Below are 16,127 nucleotides of genomic sequence, written 5' to 3'. Positions count from 1 at the left end.
CAACAATAATTATAATAATTTCCAATTAAGGGCTGGGAACATCCTCATTACAATTTATGTCTATATTGAAAAGGGAGGTAGCATAATGTGGTTACTATTCGGACTTATTGCTATAGTAGCAACTTTTATAAATCTTTATTTGTATACAACAGGTAAAGATTATAAACTAGCGATGGCAATGGGGTTATCATTTACAGCATTGACACTTTGTTCGGAATATAGTTTTGTATCTAGCTGGGTAAAAGTAGAAGATTGGGCAGCTTTAGAGGATGTAGTACCAGGTATGGGAAGGGCATTATGGTTTTTGACAATTGTTTCTATCTTACTAAATATAGTACCTATACTATTAGAGCTAAAAAATAAAAAATAAAAAATAATACTGATTCGGGTTCATACGGATAAATGGTAAGCAAAATTAAGTTCTCAAAAATGCTTTGGGAACTTCATTCATTTTAACCCAGCTTTATTTCTTCAAAGAAGCGGATAGATATTTTATATTTAACATGCAAATTTGAAGGAGTATACGCCAATTTGTGGAATTAAAATAATGTCCGGTCAATTGTAATAAAGTTTGACGACAACACCTATTTTGTAAAGTACTAGCTAATGACATTTGATTTTAAGGCTTGTTTATTTAGGGTTCTCATACATCCAGCTAGATAAAAAAATGGTGAAAGGGGATAAAGTAATGAGTGTAGTAATTTTTAATGGAGAGCGTTCTGAAGAAAGTGTTCTATTTGAAAAGTTGTTATTTTCCCAGAGTAATAAAGTGAGTTTTTCTAGTGTTGAAAATGCTAAACAGTTCATCAAGCAAAGAGCAACTGTGAATAATCAGCCTTATGTCATTGGGGATGATGTTCAATTTTTAAGTGTTAAGGATGAACAAACTTTTGAGGATATGCAAGTTTTTACATTAAATGATCAAAAGTCCTCGAAACAAAAAGTGATTCTCTATATTCATGGTGGTGCTTGGACGAATCAACCGTTAAATTTACACTGGCTGTTCATGGATAAAATAGCACAAGCATTACAGGCAAAAGTTATCGCTCCGATATATCCAAAAGTACCTCATTTTAATCATAAGGACACGTACCAAAAAATACTTCATCTCTATAATAGGATTTTAGAGTCGGTTGAAAGCTCCAATCAATTAACGATTATAGGAGATTCTGCAGGAGGTAATATAGCACTTGGTTTGGCCCAGCTTTTAAAGCAAAACCATTTGCCACAGCCACAAGATATTATTTTACTATCGGCTTGTGTTGACCTAAGTCTAGAAAATCCTCTTATCCCTGAATATGAAGAAAAGGACCCTATGCTAGCTAGTGAAGGAATGAGCGTCATCACAAAGATATGGGCAGCTGATAAGGATCTAAAGGACCCATTGATTAGTCCAATTTATGGTGATTTTCAAGGTCTAGCGAGTATTACTCATTTTATTGGCACCCATGAAAGTTTATATCCAGATGCAGTAAAGTTTGATGAACAACTAAGCGAGCAAGGGATTGATATTACAACCTTTGTTTATCCTAAAATGAACCATGTATTTGTTGTCATGCCCATCCCCGAAGCACTAGACGCTCAACAGAAAATTATAAATATTATTCATAGTAAAGTGTTGAAATAGAAAGGGTTACACTAAATAAATAGTGTGGAGATCCCAAGTGTGTTTTGATTTTTCAAAACACGCTTTTTTTATTTCCTGTTTTAATAAACGGATTTTTACGCTAAGCCCCTCACATCTCATTGTTTAAACGAAAATCAAATTGTAAAGCTAGCTTGACATAATAAAAGATGTAAAGTAAACTTTACTTATTACTAAATGTACAGTTTACTTTACATTTAATGAGGAGGCATTATGAAAAACAGAATTCGTGAATTGCGGAAATCGAAAAAGATTACGCAGGAGGATTTGTCTAAGGTAGTGGGTGTTTCACGACAATCAATTATTGCAATTGAATCGGGAAAATTCAATCCATCATTAGAGCTTGCCTACAATATTTCAAAAGCGTTCAACTGCACGATTGAGGAAGTTTTTATTTTCGAAGAGGAGGGAATGACATAATGGAATTTTCTATAGGGGGTATTCTTGGACTGTACGGCGGGATGATTTTTGGCATCCTTGGCTGGTGGTTCGGAAGGAAAAAAGCGAAGAAAAATAGAGGCTTAGATGAAGTACACGACCATATTTGGCAAAAGGCGAAATCTTATTCATGGTATTTGACGTTAGCAGCAATTTATATTTTCTTTTCTTTAGTAGTGTTTGGGATTAAATTAAGCACTGCCATGGTTTTAGCTGTACTTTTATTTGTACACTTAGGGAGCTGGGCGATCATTGGGCTCATTTTGACTATCAACATGTACAGACCAATACCTTTTAAGCCTTCTTATGTGAAGTTAGGTATATGCATCAATGTCGCATCACTACTTATTTTTACCATTATCTCGATCCTAACAAATAATTGGCTGTTTTTATTATTCAGTATTCTGCCTAGTATGATGGGGATATTTACTGCCCTTACAGTCAATAGGAAAGTTTCCAAGTAAGTTTAGTTGTACGTTTCATCCCTTTGGATAGGTTTATCGAGCTGCGATTATGGCATTTAAACGAAAAATGCAAGGCTAGCATCTATATAAAAAAGGCAGTTCCAACAACTTACGTTGGGACTGCCTTTTCCTTAATCATGATTTAATGTTGCTGCTATTTCTGGCTGTTGCTCTACTTGAAGTAGCATATTAAAGGATGCAATGGCAACTTCCACTTGATCATCCTTTGGTTCGCGAGTCGTTAGCAATTGAAGCCATAGACCAGGATAGCCAAGGAATCGTAATACAGGGATATTACGGCAAGCATTTGTTGCCTGTAATACTTCAAATGATATGCCTAGTACTACTGGAATTAATAAAATACGATCTAAAATACGTAGCCATAGCGGGTCAGTTGGCACAAAGAAATATAAGAACATGCCGACAAAAACTGTGAAAAGAATAAAGCTACTACCACAACGATAGTGTAGACGTGATTGTGCTTGGACATTTTCAACTGTAACGTCTAAACCAGCTTCATAGCAGTTGATGACTTTATGCTCGGCTCCATGGTACTGAAATACTCGTTTGATGAGAGGCGTTAACGAGATAAAATATAAATATGTGAGCAGTAATAGTAGTTTAATACCGCTTTCAAGTAAAATTTGGCCCGTTTTTCCTTCAATCCATTTAGAGAAAAAATCAGCTATAAAAACTGGAATTAGTGTAAAGGCAAATTTTCCAAATAAAAAGGAAAGAATACCTACTACAGCAACGCCAAGTATCATTTGAAGTTTGGATCCTTCTTCTTTATTATCTTCTTCTTCACCAGGTACTACATCATAACGATCCCCTGCAAATTGCATATGACGAGAACCTAAGCCTGCTGATTCAATCAACGCGACAACGCCTCGAAAAAATGGGATTTTTTTAAGCTTTTGTAAAATAGGCTTTTGTACTTTTTTAAAATGATAATAATCAATGGAATCATCGTTACGACGAATGGCTGTAACTGTATGATCCTTTCCTCCGAACATCACACCTTCTAATTGTGCTTGTCCCCCGTATACAGGTGAATTGCTCAAGGCTAACACCACTCTCTTTATATATTTCAACTGTACCATTGTACTAAATTTAGTCAAAAACCTCTACAGTTACGCATAGTAAATTTTCTATATGGCTACACTAATCGTACATTTTAGGAAATGATTAGTGGGCAAGGGAGGAAATATTGTGAAAATAGGGACAATAACGTCACTTGTAAATGCGCTTGTTTTAGCATTGTGCTTAAAAGGTTTGCATTATTTTAATCTTATTAAATGGCATCCGATTGGTTTTTATAAAAAATGGGGCTGGTTTGAAGAAAGCTCTAAATTATTTCACTGGACCTTCTTTATATTTCTTCTATTCATCATCGGATTGTTTGTATATATGACTATGCGCTATGTCTATGTCATTCCGGCGGTCTTTTCTTCGCTACTGCTAGGGCTTTTTGTAACGATTTTATTAGAATGGATTGCATTAGATTTACCATTACAACTTTCTTCCTTTAAAAAGCTTTCGATCCCATTCATTGTTGTCGTGGTTTGCCTTTTACGCTTCTTGTTAGAAACAGCCAATTTTCATCAGAGGGAGCATACGGCGCAAAAAGTAAATTAGTTGCTGTATGCGCCGTGTATGATAAAATAAATGGCAAGTACATAGAAAGAGGCGAATAGAAGCGTGAAGTTATTATGTTTGAATGGACCCAACTTAAATCGACTTGGAAAAAGAGAGCCACATATTTATGGACATGAAACATTGGATGATGTTCAAGAAAATGTTCAAAATCTTGCGGCTTCTTTAGGTGCCACAGTTGAATTTCGTCAATCCAATCACGAAGGGGTACTTGTGGATTGGGTGCATGAAGCAGAAGACGAAAAATATGATGGCATCATCTTTAATCCTGGTGCATATACCCATACAAGCATCGCGTTACACGATGCTATTGCAGGAATTTCTGTGCCAGTAATCGAAGTACATATTTCCAATATCCATAAACGTGAGGCTTTCCGTCATCATTCCTATCTTGCTCCGGCCTGCCTTGGTCAAATTTGTGGACTAGGTACGAAAGGCTATGAACTGGCACTACGTACATTTATCGAGAGGGAGAATTGATTATGTTGAAATTACAAAAGCTACGTAAAGCACTTCAAGAACAAAACATCGATGGTATTTTAGTTACGAATGGGTATAACCGCCGCTATATGACTGGTTTTACAGGGACAGCAGGCGTAGCAATTGTGTCTCAAAATGATGCTGTGTTTATTACAGATTTCCGATATACAGAACAAGCTGCCGCGCAAATTCAGGACTTCCGAATTGTTAAGCATGAAGCAACAATTATTGAAGAAATTGCTACACAAGTAAAGAATATGGGCATCAAATTACTGGGCTTTGAGAGAGATACTGTAAGCTATGGCACATATGAACTGTATAAATCGAATATTCAAGCTGATTTAGTGCCGATTTCTGGGCTAATTGAAAAAATTCGCTTGATTAAGACGGAACAAGAGATTAATATTATTAAGGCTGCGTGTGAAATTGCAGATCACGCATTTACACATATTTTAGGCTTCATCAAGCCTGGTAAAACAGAGCTTGAGGTTTCGAATGAATTAGAATTTTTCATGCGTAAACAAGGAGCGACTCAGTCTTCGTTTGACATAATTGTTGCGTCTGGTCTTCGTTCAGCATTACCACATGGCGTGGCAACGGATAAAGTGATTGAAAAAGGCGACTTTGTTACATTAGACTTTGGTGCGCTATACAATGGCTATATTTCGGATATTACGCGTACTGTGGCTGTTGGAGAACCATCTGAAAAATTAGTAGATATGTACAATGCAGTCCTTGCTTCTCAGCTGTTAGCACTTGAAAAAGTGGGTCCTGGATTAACAGGTATTCAAGCGGACGCTATTGCACGTGACTACTTAAAAGAAAAAGGATATGGCGAAGCATTCGGTCATTCTTTAGGACATGGTATCGGTCTTGAAGTACATGAAGGCCCTGGCTTATCGATGCGTTCTGATGCAGTGCTAGAGCCAGGTATGGCCGTGACGATTGAACCGGGTGTTTATTTACCAGGTATCGGTGGTGTCCGTATTGAGGATGATATTTTAATCACTGAGACTGGGAATGAATTACTCACACATTCGTCAAAAGAACTCATTATTTTATAAACTTTGGAGGAACACAAATGATTTCAGTAAACGATTTCCGTACAGGTCTAACAATTGTTGTTGATGGCCAATTATACCGCGTGTTAGATTTCCAACACGTTAAACCAGGTAAAGGTGCTGCTTTCGTACGTTCTAAATTACGTAACCTACGTAACGGCTCAGTGAATGAAAAAACATTCCGTGCTGGTGAAAAAGTAGAAAAAGCACAAATCGATAACCGCAAAATGCAATATCTATATGCACAAGGTGACGACCATGTATTCATGGACCTAGAATCATACGAGCAAACTGAACTAGCTTCAGCAGCAATCGAGTATGAATTAAAATTCCTAAAAGAAAACATGGAAGTTCATATTCAATCTTACCAAGGTGAAATGCTAGGTGTTGAATTACCAAACACGGTTCAATTAGAAGTAACTGAAACAGAACCAGGCATTAAAGGTGACACAGCTTCAGGTGGTACGAAACCTGCTACTCTTCAAACAGGTCTTATTGTACAAGTACCATTCTTCGTAAACCAAGGTGATGTACTAATCATTAACACAGAAGAAGGCTCTTACGTTTCTCGTGCTTAATTATTAATGATCATTAACCTACTCTTTTTTATTAAAAGGGTAGGTTTTTATTTTTTTCTTATACATTTCTTGTTAAACGATCGGGACATTGTGATAATGGATAGAGAAACTGTCTCTTTTTTTCTTGTCTCCCTCCAAGTTTCTATCATCAGATAGATGGTCATTATTGGGAGAAATGTCTACAATAATCGTAAGGAGTGAGAGTTATGCTACAAACAATACTAGATAGTCAACAACCAATCATTCAAGCACCTATGGCAGGTGTCACATCACCTAAATTCGTTGCAGCTTGTACCGAGGCAGGATTATTAGGCTCTATAGGTGCAGGTTACTTAGATGGTGAACAAACAAAGCAATTTATTCAGGAAGTGAAAAAGCTAACGACAAAACCTTTTGCGGTCAATCTATTCGTACAAGAGGAGCCGCAAATTGATATCGAGGTTTTACAAAAGGCCCGCATGGCACTCCAACCTTTTTATGATGAGCTTGGACTATCGCCTGTACAAAGCGTTGTATCCAAGGAAGTTTTTGCTGGACAAGTCCAAGCGGTTATTGAGGAGAATGTAAAGATCTGCTCATTTACATTCGGTATTCCTTCAGCGGAGGTGCTCCAACAGTTAAAGGAACATGGGGTATATACAATTGGTACAGCTACTACATTAGCGGAAGCTCAGCTAGTTGAACAGGCTGGCATGGATGCGGTGGTCCTACAAGGCGGAGAAGCGGGTGGTCATCGAGGTTCCTTTACAGCACCACTTCAATTGATTCCTTTATATGACCTACTGCAGCAGGTAGCGGGGAACATAGCTATTCCTATTATCGCAGCGGGAGGTCTCGTGACGAAGGAGGATATTCAGAAGGCTTTAGAGAGCGGTGCACAGGCAGTGCAGGTTGGGACGGTTTTACTGGTGGCAGAAGAATGTGAAATTTCTCCGCTTTATAAAAATGCGGTGCTGGCATCAAAAGAACAGGAAACAACCATTACACTCGCATTTACGGGTAAACCAGCAAGGGGTCTAGCAAATGATTTTACTAGACGTATGAAGGATGCGACAGTTGCACCCTATCCGTTGCAAAATTATTTAACGACAACTATTCGTAAGGAAAGTGCTGAACAGGGCAATGCCGAATATTTATCGATGTGGATGGGCGAAAATAGCCATCTTGTTCAGCAAACTGGTACGGTCAAAAGTATCGTAGATAAATGGCTATAAAATTTTTACATAGAAGAGATCTCTATACAACTGTATAGAGGTCTTTTTTTTTGTAGAGCGACATATATTGCTGTACACGAGGGGGCGTAGGAATGGAATTACAAGACGTATTAAGAGTTGCTGGAGTGGGACTAGTAGTTGCGCTTCTTCATGTTTTCTTCGATCAAACAGGGAAGAAGGAATTTTCATTTTTCCTATTTTTTATTGCCTACTTATATATGACAGCAGAACTACTCCGATTTTTACGTCTATTTTTTACCGAAATTCTCACATTCTTTCAATGGCTGACATCATCCGGGTAGGGTAAATGGAAATTGTTATCGTTGCTGTTGTCATGCTGCTTTTATTATTGCTGATAAAAGAAGTCATACAGCCACTCCACGCGCTAATAAGTGTGATGTTTTCGTTTTTGCTTTTTGGCATGCTGTTCTCGACACTTTTATTGCCCTTCGTCAAGCAACTTTTAGAAACGCTTGCGTTTTTGCCTTATGCAAAGGCTATTTTAATTAGTGCAAGTATGTTCTATGTCGGGCAATGGGTGTCATTGCTGCTTGTAGAACATAACTATAGGGTGCTCGGGAACATTGTTTTTGCGGCGGTAAAGATTGTTATTTTATTGTATTGGTTCAAAGAATTTTTGGCTGTTTTACAGGAGGTGTCGGCCATTTTACAAAGGCTAAACTAAGGAGCGGAGCCATTGCAGGAGCAAATACTATCGTTTTTAATCGACCCATTCTTTCTCTTGCTCAAGATGACACTGTTGCTTTGTAGTTATGTCATCATGATTTTAATCATCAACATGATATTACCAGAATTTGAAAAAGGGACAAGAATCCTCTTTTTTCTAATTGTGTTAGCTACGATAGGACCAGTTGTTGTTAAATCTTTTACATTAATTGATGAAATTGCACAAGGACTAGCCCATTTATTTACAGCGTTTTATCCTATTTTGACCTCAAGCTTTATGTTATCTAGTAGTATTACAGCCATTGCATCCTGGCAGCCTTTTTTGCTGTTTTTTGTACAAGTTCTCACAATTATTAGTAGTAAGTGGCTTATTCCTGGTGTTTTGTTAGCCATTGTTTTTGATGTATGTAGTGTGATTGTCAAGGAAATATCTTTTACACGGATCGCGGATTTGATTCGCTTTACCATTATGAGTATCGTTTCTGCCTCTGTTATTTGCTACGTCCTATTGATGACTGCAGGAGGAGTGGCAGCGTTTAGCGTCAATGCAGCTGTAGCTGAGCCAGTCAAAAAATTAATTGAAGAAAATATTCCGGTGGTTGGTTCGTTTATAGTTGATAGCTTTTCAATGTTTCAGCATATGACACAATTTACATCCTCCCTTACTAGCATTAGTGCCTTTATCGCAGTTATTACCGTATCGTTTATTCCAACTGTTCAACTTGTTGTCAGTGCCTATTCTTTAAAAATGCTTGCGGCTATTTTAGAACCAATTGCCTTTGATGATATTTGTAGACTACTAGATCAAATTAGTAAATCCCTATTTACCTTATGTGCAGTATCATTTTTGATTGCTTTTTCATTTATGTTCTCTTGTTTTTTCCTCATTGTGTTCGTACAAGTTATGGCAGGGGGGAGATAGATTGATTCTTTTATTGGCATTGCTCTTTGTTTGTCAGATATTTGTGTTTCTAACGGATGATAAGGAAATAATTTCACTCACAAAACTGGTCATCACGTTAGTATTTTTGCAATTGCTATTAAAGATTCCATTTATCAATTCATAGGAAGAAACAAGCGTACATACACTTGAAAAAGAGAAGATGAAAGGAGGCAATGTACAAGTGATGTGGAAAAGACACGAAAAAAAACAACGTCATTAATGGTTTTAATACTGGTAGCTGCCTCCGTTGGTATTTTCATCATTTTGCCTATGTATCAAACGAATTCAACGAACGACAAAGGTTCACCGCTCACGAATGAAGAAAAACTTGAGCAAACACTGAAAGCAATGCAAGGTGTTGGGGAGGTTAAAGTCTATTTTTATTATGGAGAGATGACAGATGACCAAGATGCCAATAAACTATTCAGCCAATATTTTCGAGGGACTGAGCAAGGCGCGAAAAACGTAACAGGAATGCTAGTTGTTTCAGAAGGTGCATCCGATATCTTTGTGAAAAATGAAATTCGTGCAGTCGTCAGTCAAGTGATGCAGTTGCCGATTCATCGAATTATTATCGTTCCAATGGAAAATAAGGAGGAAAAGTAAATGCGCGTACGTAGAAGAACAGTTTGGTTTATGACATTATTAAGTTTAGTAGCAGTCATTTCAGTGTATTATTTGGTTGATCCAGCAAAACAGTTCAATGGTCTTACTATTTTTACGGATGATACATTACAACAAACAGCTGTAAGTGGTGTTACAGATCAAAAAGCAACGAATGATGTGACACAAGAAGTTTCTTCACCGAGTCATTTATTTGAAGAAATGCGTATGCAAGTTAGTGATGAGAGAAGCCAACTTCGTGAGCAGTTAACACAAAAAATTGCTTCAGAAGAATCTTCCGCTGACGAAAAAAATGAGGCATTCAATGAGATGGATGGTCTTATTAAACGAGAATCAGCAGAAGCAATGCTTGAAATGCTCATTAAATCATTAGGCTATTCTGATGCATTTGTTCGTGCTGAAGGAGAAAAAGTTTCTGTTACAGTCATGGCTGAAGAATTATCAAAATCCCAAGCAAATGAAATTATATATTTAGTAAGAACAGAGATGGAAGGCGCAAATGATGTACAAGTAAAGTTCAGCGCGAATAATTATTAAAAATATAGAAAATAATAAATTTTTAGTTTATTTAAAAAGAGTTGTTATATATCAGCGTTATGAAAAGGCTTTCGCTTAGTAAAGGAAAGCCTTTTATTTTGTTCATATTTACTTAATTTTCATTTAACTATTTCAAATTGATTCGAAAAAATATAAAATAGTTATTGTAGTAGATTTTATTTCATAAGGAGAGTTAGAAATGTTCAAAATTCAAGAAATTCGCGAAATTATTAAATTAGTAGATTCTTCTTCAATTGACGAGTTTGTGTATGAGGTAGATGGCGCAAAAGTTAAGTTAAAAAAGAATAATATTGTTGTTACAGAAACTGTAGCACCTAAAAAAGAAGTAGTAGCACCTGTTGTACAACAATCTGCACCAGCAGAAGCTCCAGTAGCAGCACCAGCTAAAGTGGAAGAAGCACCTACTGCAGCGGCGCCAGCGATTAACGACCCATCGCTACATAAAATTGTATCTCCAATGGTCGGTACCTTCTATCAATCACCAAACCCAGATTCACCAGCTTACGTAAAAGCAGGCGACAAAGTAGGGAACGAAACAATTGTATGTATCGTAGAAGCAATGAAATTATTCAACGAAATTGAAGCAGAAGTGCAAGGGGAAATCGTTGAAGTACTTGTGAAAGATGGCGAATTAGTAGAATACGGCCAACCATTATTCCTTGTAAAAGCTCAGTAAGGAGTGCAAATCATGAAAAAAGTTTTAATTGCAAACCGCGGCGAAATCGCTGTGCGTATCATTCGTGCTTGTAAAGAGTTAGGCATTCAGTCAGTTGCTGTGTACTCTGAGGCAGATGCAGACGCATTACATGTGAAATTAGCAGACGAAGCCTACTGTATTGGACCAAAGCTATCAAAAGATTCTTATCTTAGCTTCCCAGCTCTACTTAGTGTAGCTGAAAAAACAGGTGCTGACGGTATCCACCCAGGCTATGGCTTTGTATCGGAGAACGCTGATTTTGCAGAAGCTTGTGAAAACGCTGGCATTAAATTTATCGGTCCATCATCTGATTCCATTAAAATTATGGGTATCAAGGACGTAGCACGTACAACAATGGAAGCAGCAGGAGTTCCACTTGTTCCGGGTACTGGTATTGTGCCAGATATCGAAACAGGTAAAGAATGGGCTGCTAAAATTGGCTATCCTGTAATCATCAAAGCCACTGCTGGTGGCGGTGGTAAAGGGATTCGCGTAGCACGTACAGAAGAAGATCTTGTCAAAGGTATTGATATTACGCAAAAAGAGGCTGCTGCTGCATTCGGTAACCCTGGCGTATATTTAGAGAAATTCATCGAGTACTTCCGTCACTGTGAAATCCAAATTTTAGCGGATGGCTATGGTAACGTCGTGCATTTAGGCGAGCGTGACTGTACTGTTCAACGTCGTATGCAGAAGTTAGTAGAGGAAGCTCCATCTCCAGCTCTTTCTTCTGAACGCCGTGCTGAAATGGGTGCAGCTGCCGTAAAAGCAGCCCAAGCCTGTGACTATGAAGGTGCTGGAACAATTGAGTTCATTTATGACTATCAAGAGGACAAGTTCTACTTCATGGAAATGAATACGCGTATCCAAGTAGAGCACCCAGTAACAGAAATGATTTCTGGTGTAGATCTTGTACAACAACAATTAAAAATTGCATCTGGTGAAAAACTACCTTTCACTCAAGATGATATTCAATTAAATGGTTGGGCTATTGAATGTCGTATTAACGCAGAAAATGCCTATAAAAACTTCATGCCTTCAGCAGGAACTGTGGATACGTATGTAACGCCAGGTGGCTATGGTGTACGTATTGATTCTGCTGTCTATGCAGGTTATACAATTCCACCATACTATGATTCAATGGTGGCAAAACTTATTGTTCATGCCGATACACGTGAAGAGGCGATTGCGAAAATGAATCGCGCGCTAGGTGAATTTGAAGTATCTGGTCCTGGAATCAATACAACGATTCCATTCCACCAAGCATTGATGAACAATGACGTTTTCAAATCAGCACAATTCAATACGAAGTTCCTTGAAGAGAATGATGTATTGGGTGTTGCAGAAAAAGTGAAGTAAGCGTTCGCTATTTGAAATGCCTCTAACTTTTATAGTTAGAGGTTTTTTGTTTATCTAGAAAAGATCAGCGTACAAGGGACTTTGATTTAGAAGATATGACAGAAGCTATAAAGCTACCAAGCTTTGATGGTACGTTTAAAGAGGAAGATACGATACTCTTTACTCCACCAAAGCTAATGATTGATGTAGCTGAATGACATGAGGCTAAGAAGGGTGTAGAAATTAAAAGTGCTTTGTAAATAGTGAAAGGGCAAATGCGTCTGTAGGGGTTCGTAAAGCGACAATCAGTGAATATATATAAACTTTTAAACGTTTAGTAGATGTTTGTTCAAGTGGATTATTCTCCCACATTTGATTGTGAGAGCATAGCAAAAGGACTTGATTGTAATGAGGTTGAATCATACTCACAAGCCCTTAGTATGATAACTATTGTTTTGAATGTCGAATGGTTGATCATAGTTCCTATTTTAGTTTTTCCAAAACCTTATCAATATCATTCCACACATAGACGTATTCTTCTAACACTTTTCCACCAATATTAATTTGCACCGTCTTCACATATTCCGCTCCGTAATATTCATAGAAAAAACGTGTTTTATTTTCTGCTAATACTTCTACAAATATTGACTGATACCCACTCTGTTTAAAATACATAAATAACTCTTTCAATAAAAGTTTTCCAATCCTTTTGCCTTGATATTCTTCTAGTAGGTAAATAGAGTTTAAGTCACTTGAATTACGTTCAACGTTTTTTTCTCTAGTTGAAGCAACTGCAAAGCCAACAGTTTCTCCAATTTCATTTTCAGCGACAAGAACATAATTATCTTCTCTGATGATATTTCTTTCCCATAATTTTTCTCGTTGTTCATAGGATAATTTATCTAAAAAACTATCAGGAACAATATTTTTATAGGTTGTCCTCCAACTGTCAACATGAACCTTTCCAATACCTTGTGCATCTTGAATTGTTGCTGTTCTAATTTTCATCTTCATTCCCCCATCATATTTCTATCTTTTCCTTTACTAACAGAAAATTCTTTTTATTTAAAAACATAACATATTAGAGTAAGAGTTGGTAGTTAAATGGAGATTGCAAAATCTTGTAGAAGTGTTCAAAGCGACTGTAGCGCCTATGAGCGTTCTTATGATTGATTTGAAAGCATAAAAAGGACTAGCATATATGAGATTCATCATTCACATAAATCCTACTCCTAATAAACTAAGCGCAACAACTATTCCATTCCACCAAGCATTCATGAACAATGACGTCTTCAAATCAGCACAATTCAATACGAAGTTCCTTGAAGAGAACGAAGTATTGGGTGTAGCAGAAAAAGTGAAGTAAGCGGTCGTTATTTGAAAAGCCTCTAACTTTTTTTTGCAGTTAGAGGTTTTTTGTTTATACCATTGTATAATTTGGGTCGAGCAGTTGAGGAGGGGGATCAAGATGCCTGTATATAATAAGCTAGTAAGAGATAATATATTAGAAATAATGGATGCGAAAGGTGTAACTTATCGTGCGCGTACTCTAGAACCAATTGAGCTTTTAACGGAAGTGAAAGCAAAAATGCTCGAGGAAGCTAGGGAGTTTCATGAAGCTACTACTGTACAAGATGAGGTTGAGGAATTAGTAGATATTTTAGAGCTAGTATATACAGCAATTTGTGCACTAGGTGTGAGCTATGAAGAGCTTGAGGCATTCCGTAATCAGAAGAAAATGGAGCGCGGAGGCTTTGACAAGGGGATTTATTTAATAAATGTTGAAGATCAATAATAATCATTTCATGAAGCTTCTTTATAAATTAAAACGGCTTTCGACAGCCAAACCTTCCTTTTTATAGTATAATATATGTAAGTACAGCATTTGTTTGTGATGTGTAAGGGAAAGGATGATATTTGTATGGCAGAGAAAGTAGGACAATCTTTCGTACAACCAACACCTTCTGGAAAAGAAGAGCTTGGAAAAATTGAAGTAGCGGCAGAGGTTATCGAGGTTGTGGCAGGGATCGCAGTAAATGAGGTCGAAGGCATTGCTGCAACACGTGGTAATATTGCGACAGGTGTCGTGGAACGTTTTGGTAAAAAGGTACACAATAAAGGGATTAAATCAGGTGTAACAGAAACGGGTGAAATCGCTATTGATGTATTTTGCTCTGTGAAATATGGATATGCCATTCCTAAGGTAGCGAAGGAAGTACAAACACAGATACGCCAAGCTATTTTTAATATGACAGCACTCGAAACTGCAGAAGTAAATGTGCATATTACAGCGATTCATTTCGAAAAAGAAGAAACTGTAGTACATGAATAAAACTAAAAGGATTGCCCGTAGATGACATATCTGTGGGCAATCCTTTTTAAATTTGGAAATTCATTCATAATATTATATTGTATCGCTGTTCGTTTATAATTCTATATGCTTTGGTTTTCTCCAGAATAACGCAAGGATGACACCAATTACTAAAACAATTGTGGCAAAGTAATATGGATAGTTCAAATTAATATCGAACAATATTCCGCCTAAAATAGGACCGAAAATATTACCAAGGCTTGTAAACATAGAGTTCATACCACCCACAAACCCTTGCTCATTGCCAGCAATCTTAGATAAATAAGAAGTGACTGCTGGACGAATTAAATCGAAACCAACAAAAATAAAGAATGTGACAAATAAGATGGCAAAATAATGATTCACGATAGTCATAGCAAAAGTTAAGACCGCTGAGAGGATCAGCGAATAGCGAATGACATTAATTTCCCCCATTTTCTTTGTCAGCCAATCAAATAGTAATAATTGTGCCAATGCACCTACAATTCCACTACCTGTAATGATAATGGCGATATCTGATGGCGTAAAGGCGAATTTATGGTCGACGAATAAACTAAATAATGATTCGAATGCAGCTAAGCCAAATGATAGGACGAAAATAAGAATAAATGGAATGAAATAAAGCGGGCTAAATACTCGCTTGGCACTCCCTAAAATTGATGTTGGTGTATCTTCCTTATCTCCAGCACGTGTTGGTTCTTTTAATAATACCAATGAAAAGATTGCTGCTATAAGGCCAAGGACACCGGCCGCATAGAAAGGTACACGTGTACCATATTCGGCTAGAAATCCTCCAATTCCAGGACCAATTATAAAGCCTGTACTAATTGCAGCACTCATATAGCCAAGGGCTTTCGGGCGTTGAGATAGTGTTGTAATATCGGCAATATAAGCAGTGACGGCTGGCATAATGAAGGCCGCACTCACGCCACCTAACATTCGAGAAATAAAGAGGACTTCAATGGAACGTCCCAATCCAAATAAAAACTCAGAAAGTCCAAAAATAAAAAGCCCTGCAACAATCATGACTTTGCGGCCAATATTATCGACTAGCTTACCTGCAATAGGTGACACGATCAGTTGCGTAATAGCAAAGGCTGCCACCATATAACCAACGACAGAGCCTGAAATATGAAGCTCATTCATGATGGTTGGTAAAACTGGAATGACTAAACCAATACCTAAAAAGGCAATGAATAGATTCGATAGTAAAATTGCTAATGTTATATTTTGCTTCTTGCTCATAATGTTCTCCTTTTATTCGTTCACGATACATGAAATTGACATTCTACTAGAATATTTCCATGTATTACGATAAACCCTATAGTAACTATAGGGTCAAAAGATTTGTTTTCAATTTGATGATTTTTTATCAGTTTGGAAATTAATGTGGA

22 protein-coding genes are annotated in these 16,127 nt (G+C 37.2%); 19 read left to right on the top strand and 3 right to left on the bottom strand.

What is annotated here, in order from left to right:
* The first annotated feature begins 85 nt into the window (after positions 1-85).
* The 4 genes from MKX57_RS15165 (at position 86) to MKX57_RS15150 (ending at position 2,547) form a co-directional block, all read left to right on the top strand.
* Positions 86-370: a hypothetical protein gene (locus tag MKX57_RS15165; protein ID WP_342550394.1), complete on the top strand. Its 285-nt coding sequence runs from the start codon at positions 86-88 to the stop codon at positions 368-370.
* 318 nt (positions 371-688) lie between these two features.
* Positions 689-1,627 carry an alpha/beta hydrolase gene (locus MKX57_RS15160; RefSeq protein WP_089986079.1) on the top strand — a complete coding sequence of 313 codons (939 nt, stop codon included), beginning with the start codon at positions 689-691 and terminating at the stop codon, positions 1,625-1,627.
* 231 nt (positions 1,628-1,858) lie between these two features.
* Entirely contained in the window at positions 1,859-2,065 is a 207-nt protein-coding gene (locus MKX57_RS15155; RefSeq protein ID WP_090002494.1) for a helix-turn-helix transcriptional regulator, read from the top strand.
* Positions 2,065-2,547: a hypothetical protein gene (locus MKX57_RS15150; RefSeq protein WP_089986077.1), complete on the top strand. Its 483-nt coding sequence runs from the start codon at positions 2,065-2,067 to the stop codon at positions 2,545-2,547. Before MKX57_RS15155 ends, MKX57_RS15150 begins: the two co-directional genes overlap by 1 nt.
* Before the next feature lie 131 nt (positions 2,548-2,678).
* On the opposite strand, the gene MKX57_RS15145 is transcribed toward MKX57_RS15150, so the two are convergent.
* Positions 2,679-3,611 (bottom strand): DUF1385 domain-containing protein, encoded by a 933-nt coding sequence (locus MKX57_RS15145; RefSeq protein WP_342550393.1) that lies wholly within the window; start codon positions 3,609-3,611, stop codon positions 2,679-2,681.
* A gap of 148 nt (positions 3,612-3,759) precedes the next feature.
* Here MKX57_RS15145 and MKX57_RS15140 point away from each other — a divergent pair, with 148 nt between their 5' ends.
* From MKX57_RS15140 to accC, 12 genes are all read left to right on the top strand, one after another.
* Positions 3,760-4,185, top strand: a complete 426-nt coding sequence (locus MKX57_RS15140) for a hypothetical protein (RefSeq protein WP_089986076.1) — start codon at positions 3,760-3,762, stop codon at positions 4,183-4,185.
* A 63-nt stretch (positions 4,186-4,248) separates the two neighbouring features.
* Positions 4,249-4,683: a type II 3-dehydroquinate dehydratase gene (gene aroQ / locus MKX57_RS15135; RefSeq protein WP_036126950.1), complete on the top strand. Its 435-nt coding sequence runs from the start codon at positions 4,249-4,251 to the stop codon at positions 4,681-4,683.
* A 2-nt stretch (positions 4,684-4,685) separates the two neighbouring features.
* Entirely contained in the window at positions 4,686-5,747 is a 1,062-nt protein-coding gene (locus MKX57_RS15130; RefSeq protein ID WP_008179857.1) for a Xaa-Pro peptidase family protein, read from the top strand.
* A 17-nt stretch (positions 5,748-5,764) separates the two neighbouring features.
* Positions 5,765-6,322, top strand: coding sequence for an elongation factor P (gene efp / locus MKX57_RS15125; RefSeq protein ID WP_008179859.1), 558 nt, complete (start codon positions 5,765-5,767; stop codon positions 6,320-6,322).
* Between the two features lie 206 nt (positions 6,323-6,528).
* Complete coding sequence (locus MKX57_RS15120; protein WP_089986075.1) at positions 6,529-7,536, top strand: nitronate monooxygenase; 1,008 nt, start codon at positions 6,529-6,531, stop codon at positions 7,534-7,536.
* A gap of 92 nt (positions 7,537-7,628) precedes the next feature.
* Positions 7,629-7,838 (top strand): hypothetical protein, encoded by a 210-nt coding sequence (locus MKX57_RS15115; RefSeq protein WP_008179863.1) that lies wholly within the window; start codon positions 7,629-7,631, stop codon positions 7,836-7,838.
* 5 nt (positions 7,839-7,843) lie between these two features.
* The gene (locus MKX57_RS15110) at positions 7,844-8,221 is read left to right on the top strand and encodes a hypothetical protein (RefSeq protein ID WP_008179865.1); all 378 of its coding nucleotides are present in this window, start codon (positions 7,844-7,846) and stop codon (positions 8,219-8,221) included.
* Positions 8,222-8,233: 12 nt separating this feature from the next.
* Positions 8,234-9,145 (top strand): stage III sporulation protein AE, encoded by a 912-nt coding sequence (locus tag MKX57_RS15105; protein ID WP_036126944.1) that lies wholly within the window; start codon positions 8,234-8,236, stop codon positions 9,143-9,145.
* A 207-nt stretch (positions 9,146-9,352) separates the two neighbouring features.
* Complete coding sequence (locus MKX57_RS15100) at positions 9,353-9,772, top strand: hypothetical protein (protein ID WP_008179869.1); 420 nt, start codon at positions 9,353-9,355, stop codon at positions 9,770-9,772.
* On the top strand, positions 9,773-10,327 hold the full coding sequence (locus MKX57_RS15095) for a SpoIIIAH-like family protein (protein ID WP_008179871.1): 555 nt from the start codon (positions 9,773-9,775) through the stop codon (positions 10,325-10,327).
* 199 nt (positions 10,328-10,526) lie between these two features.
* Complete coding sequence (gene accB / locus MKX57_RS15090) at positions 10,527-11,024, top strand: acetyl-CoA carboxylase biotin carboxyl carrier protein (RefSeq protein ID WP_008179873.1); 498 nt, start codon at positions 10,527-10,529, stop codon at positions 11,022-11,024.
* 12 nt (positions 11,025-11,036) lie between these two features.
* Positions 11,037-12,404: an acetyl-CoA carboxylase biotin carboxylase subunit gene (gene accC / locus MKX57_RS15085; RefSeq protein ID WP_008179874.1), complete on the top strand. Its 1,368-nt coding sequence runs from the start codon at positions 11,037-11,039 to the stop codon at positions 12,402-12,404.
* A 462-nt stretch (positions 12,405-12,866) separates the two neighbouring features.
* Here the strand turns inward: accC and MKX57_RS15080 are convergent, their stop codons facing one another.
* Positions 12,867-13,391, bottom strand: coding sequence for a GNAT family N-acetyltransferase (locus tag MKX57_RS15080; RefSeq protein WP_342550392.1), 525 nt, complete (start codon positions 13,389-13,391; stop codon positions 12,867-12,869).
* Positions 13,392-13,584: 193 nt separating this feature from the next.
* On the opposite strand from MKX57_RS15080, the gene MKX57_RS15075 reads away from it, so the two are divergent.
* The 3 genes from MKX57_RS15075 (at position 13,585) to MKX57_RS15065 (ending at position 14,715) form a co-directional block, all read left to right on the top strand.
* On the top strand, positions 13,585-13,749 hold the full coding sequence (locus MKX57_RS15075) for a hypothetical protein (RefSeq protein WP_164908727.1): 165 nt from the start codon (positions 13,585-13,587) through the stop codon (positions 13,747-13,749).
* Between the two features lie 102 nt (positions 13,750-13,851).
* Positions 13,852-14,178, top strand: a complete 327-nt coding sequence (locus tag MKX57_RS15070; RefSeq protein ID WP_090002492.1) for a nucleoside triphosphate pyrophosphohydrolase — start codon at positions 13,852-13,854, stop codon at positions 14,176-14,178.
* A gap of 126 nt (positions 14,179-14,304) precedes the next feature.
* Positions 14,305-14,715, top strand: coding sequence for an Asp23/Gls24 family envelope stress response protein (locus MKX57_RS15065; protein WP_036126940.1), 411 nt, complete (start codon positions 14,305-14,307; stop codon positions 14,713-14,715).
* Between the two features lie 93 nt (positions 14,716-14,808).
* Here the strand turns inward: MKX57_RS15065 and MKX57_RS15060 are convergent, their stop codons facing one another.
* Positions 14,809-15,978: an MFS transporter gene (locus tag MKX57_RS15060; protein ID WP_008179884.1), complete on the bottom strand. Its 1,170-nt coding sequence runs from the start codon at positions 15,976-15,978 to the stop codon at positions 14,809-14,811.
* Between the last annotated feature and the right edge of the window lie 149 nt (positions 15,979-16,127).

This window comes from Lysinibacillus sp. FSL M8-0216 (genome assembly GCF_038595555.1).
Taxonomy (GTDB): Bacteria; Bacillota; Bacilli; order Bacillales_A; family Planococcaceae; genus Lysinibacillus; species Lysinibacillus fusiformis.
The sequence above is the reverse complement of the archived record's forward strand: the minus strand, read 5'-3'. Positions and strand labels throughout refer to the sequence as shown.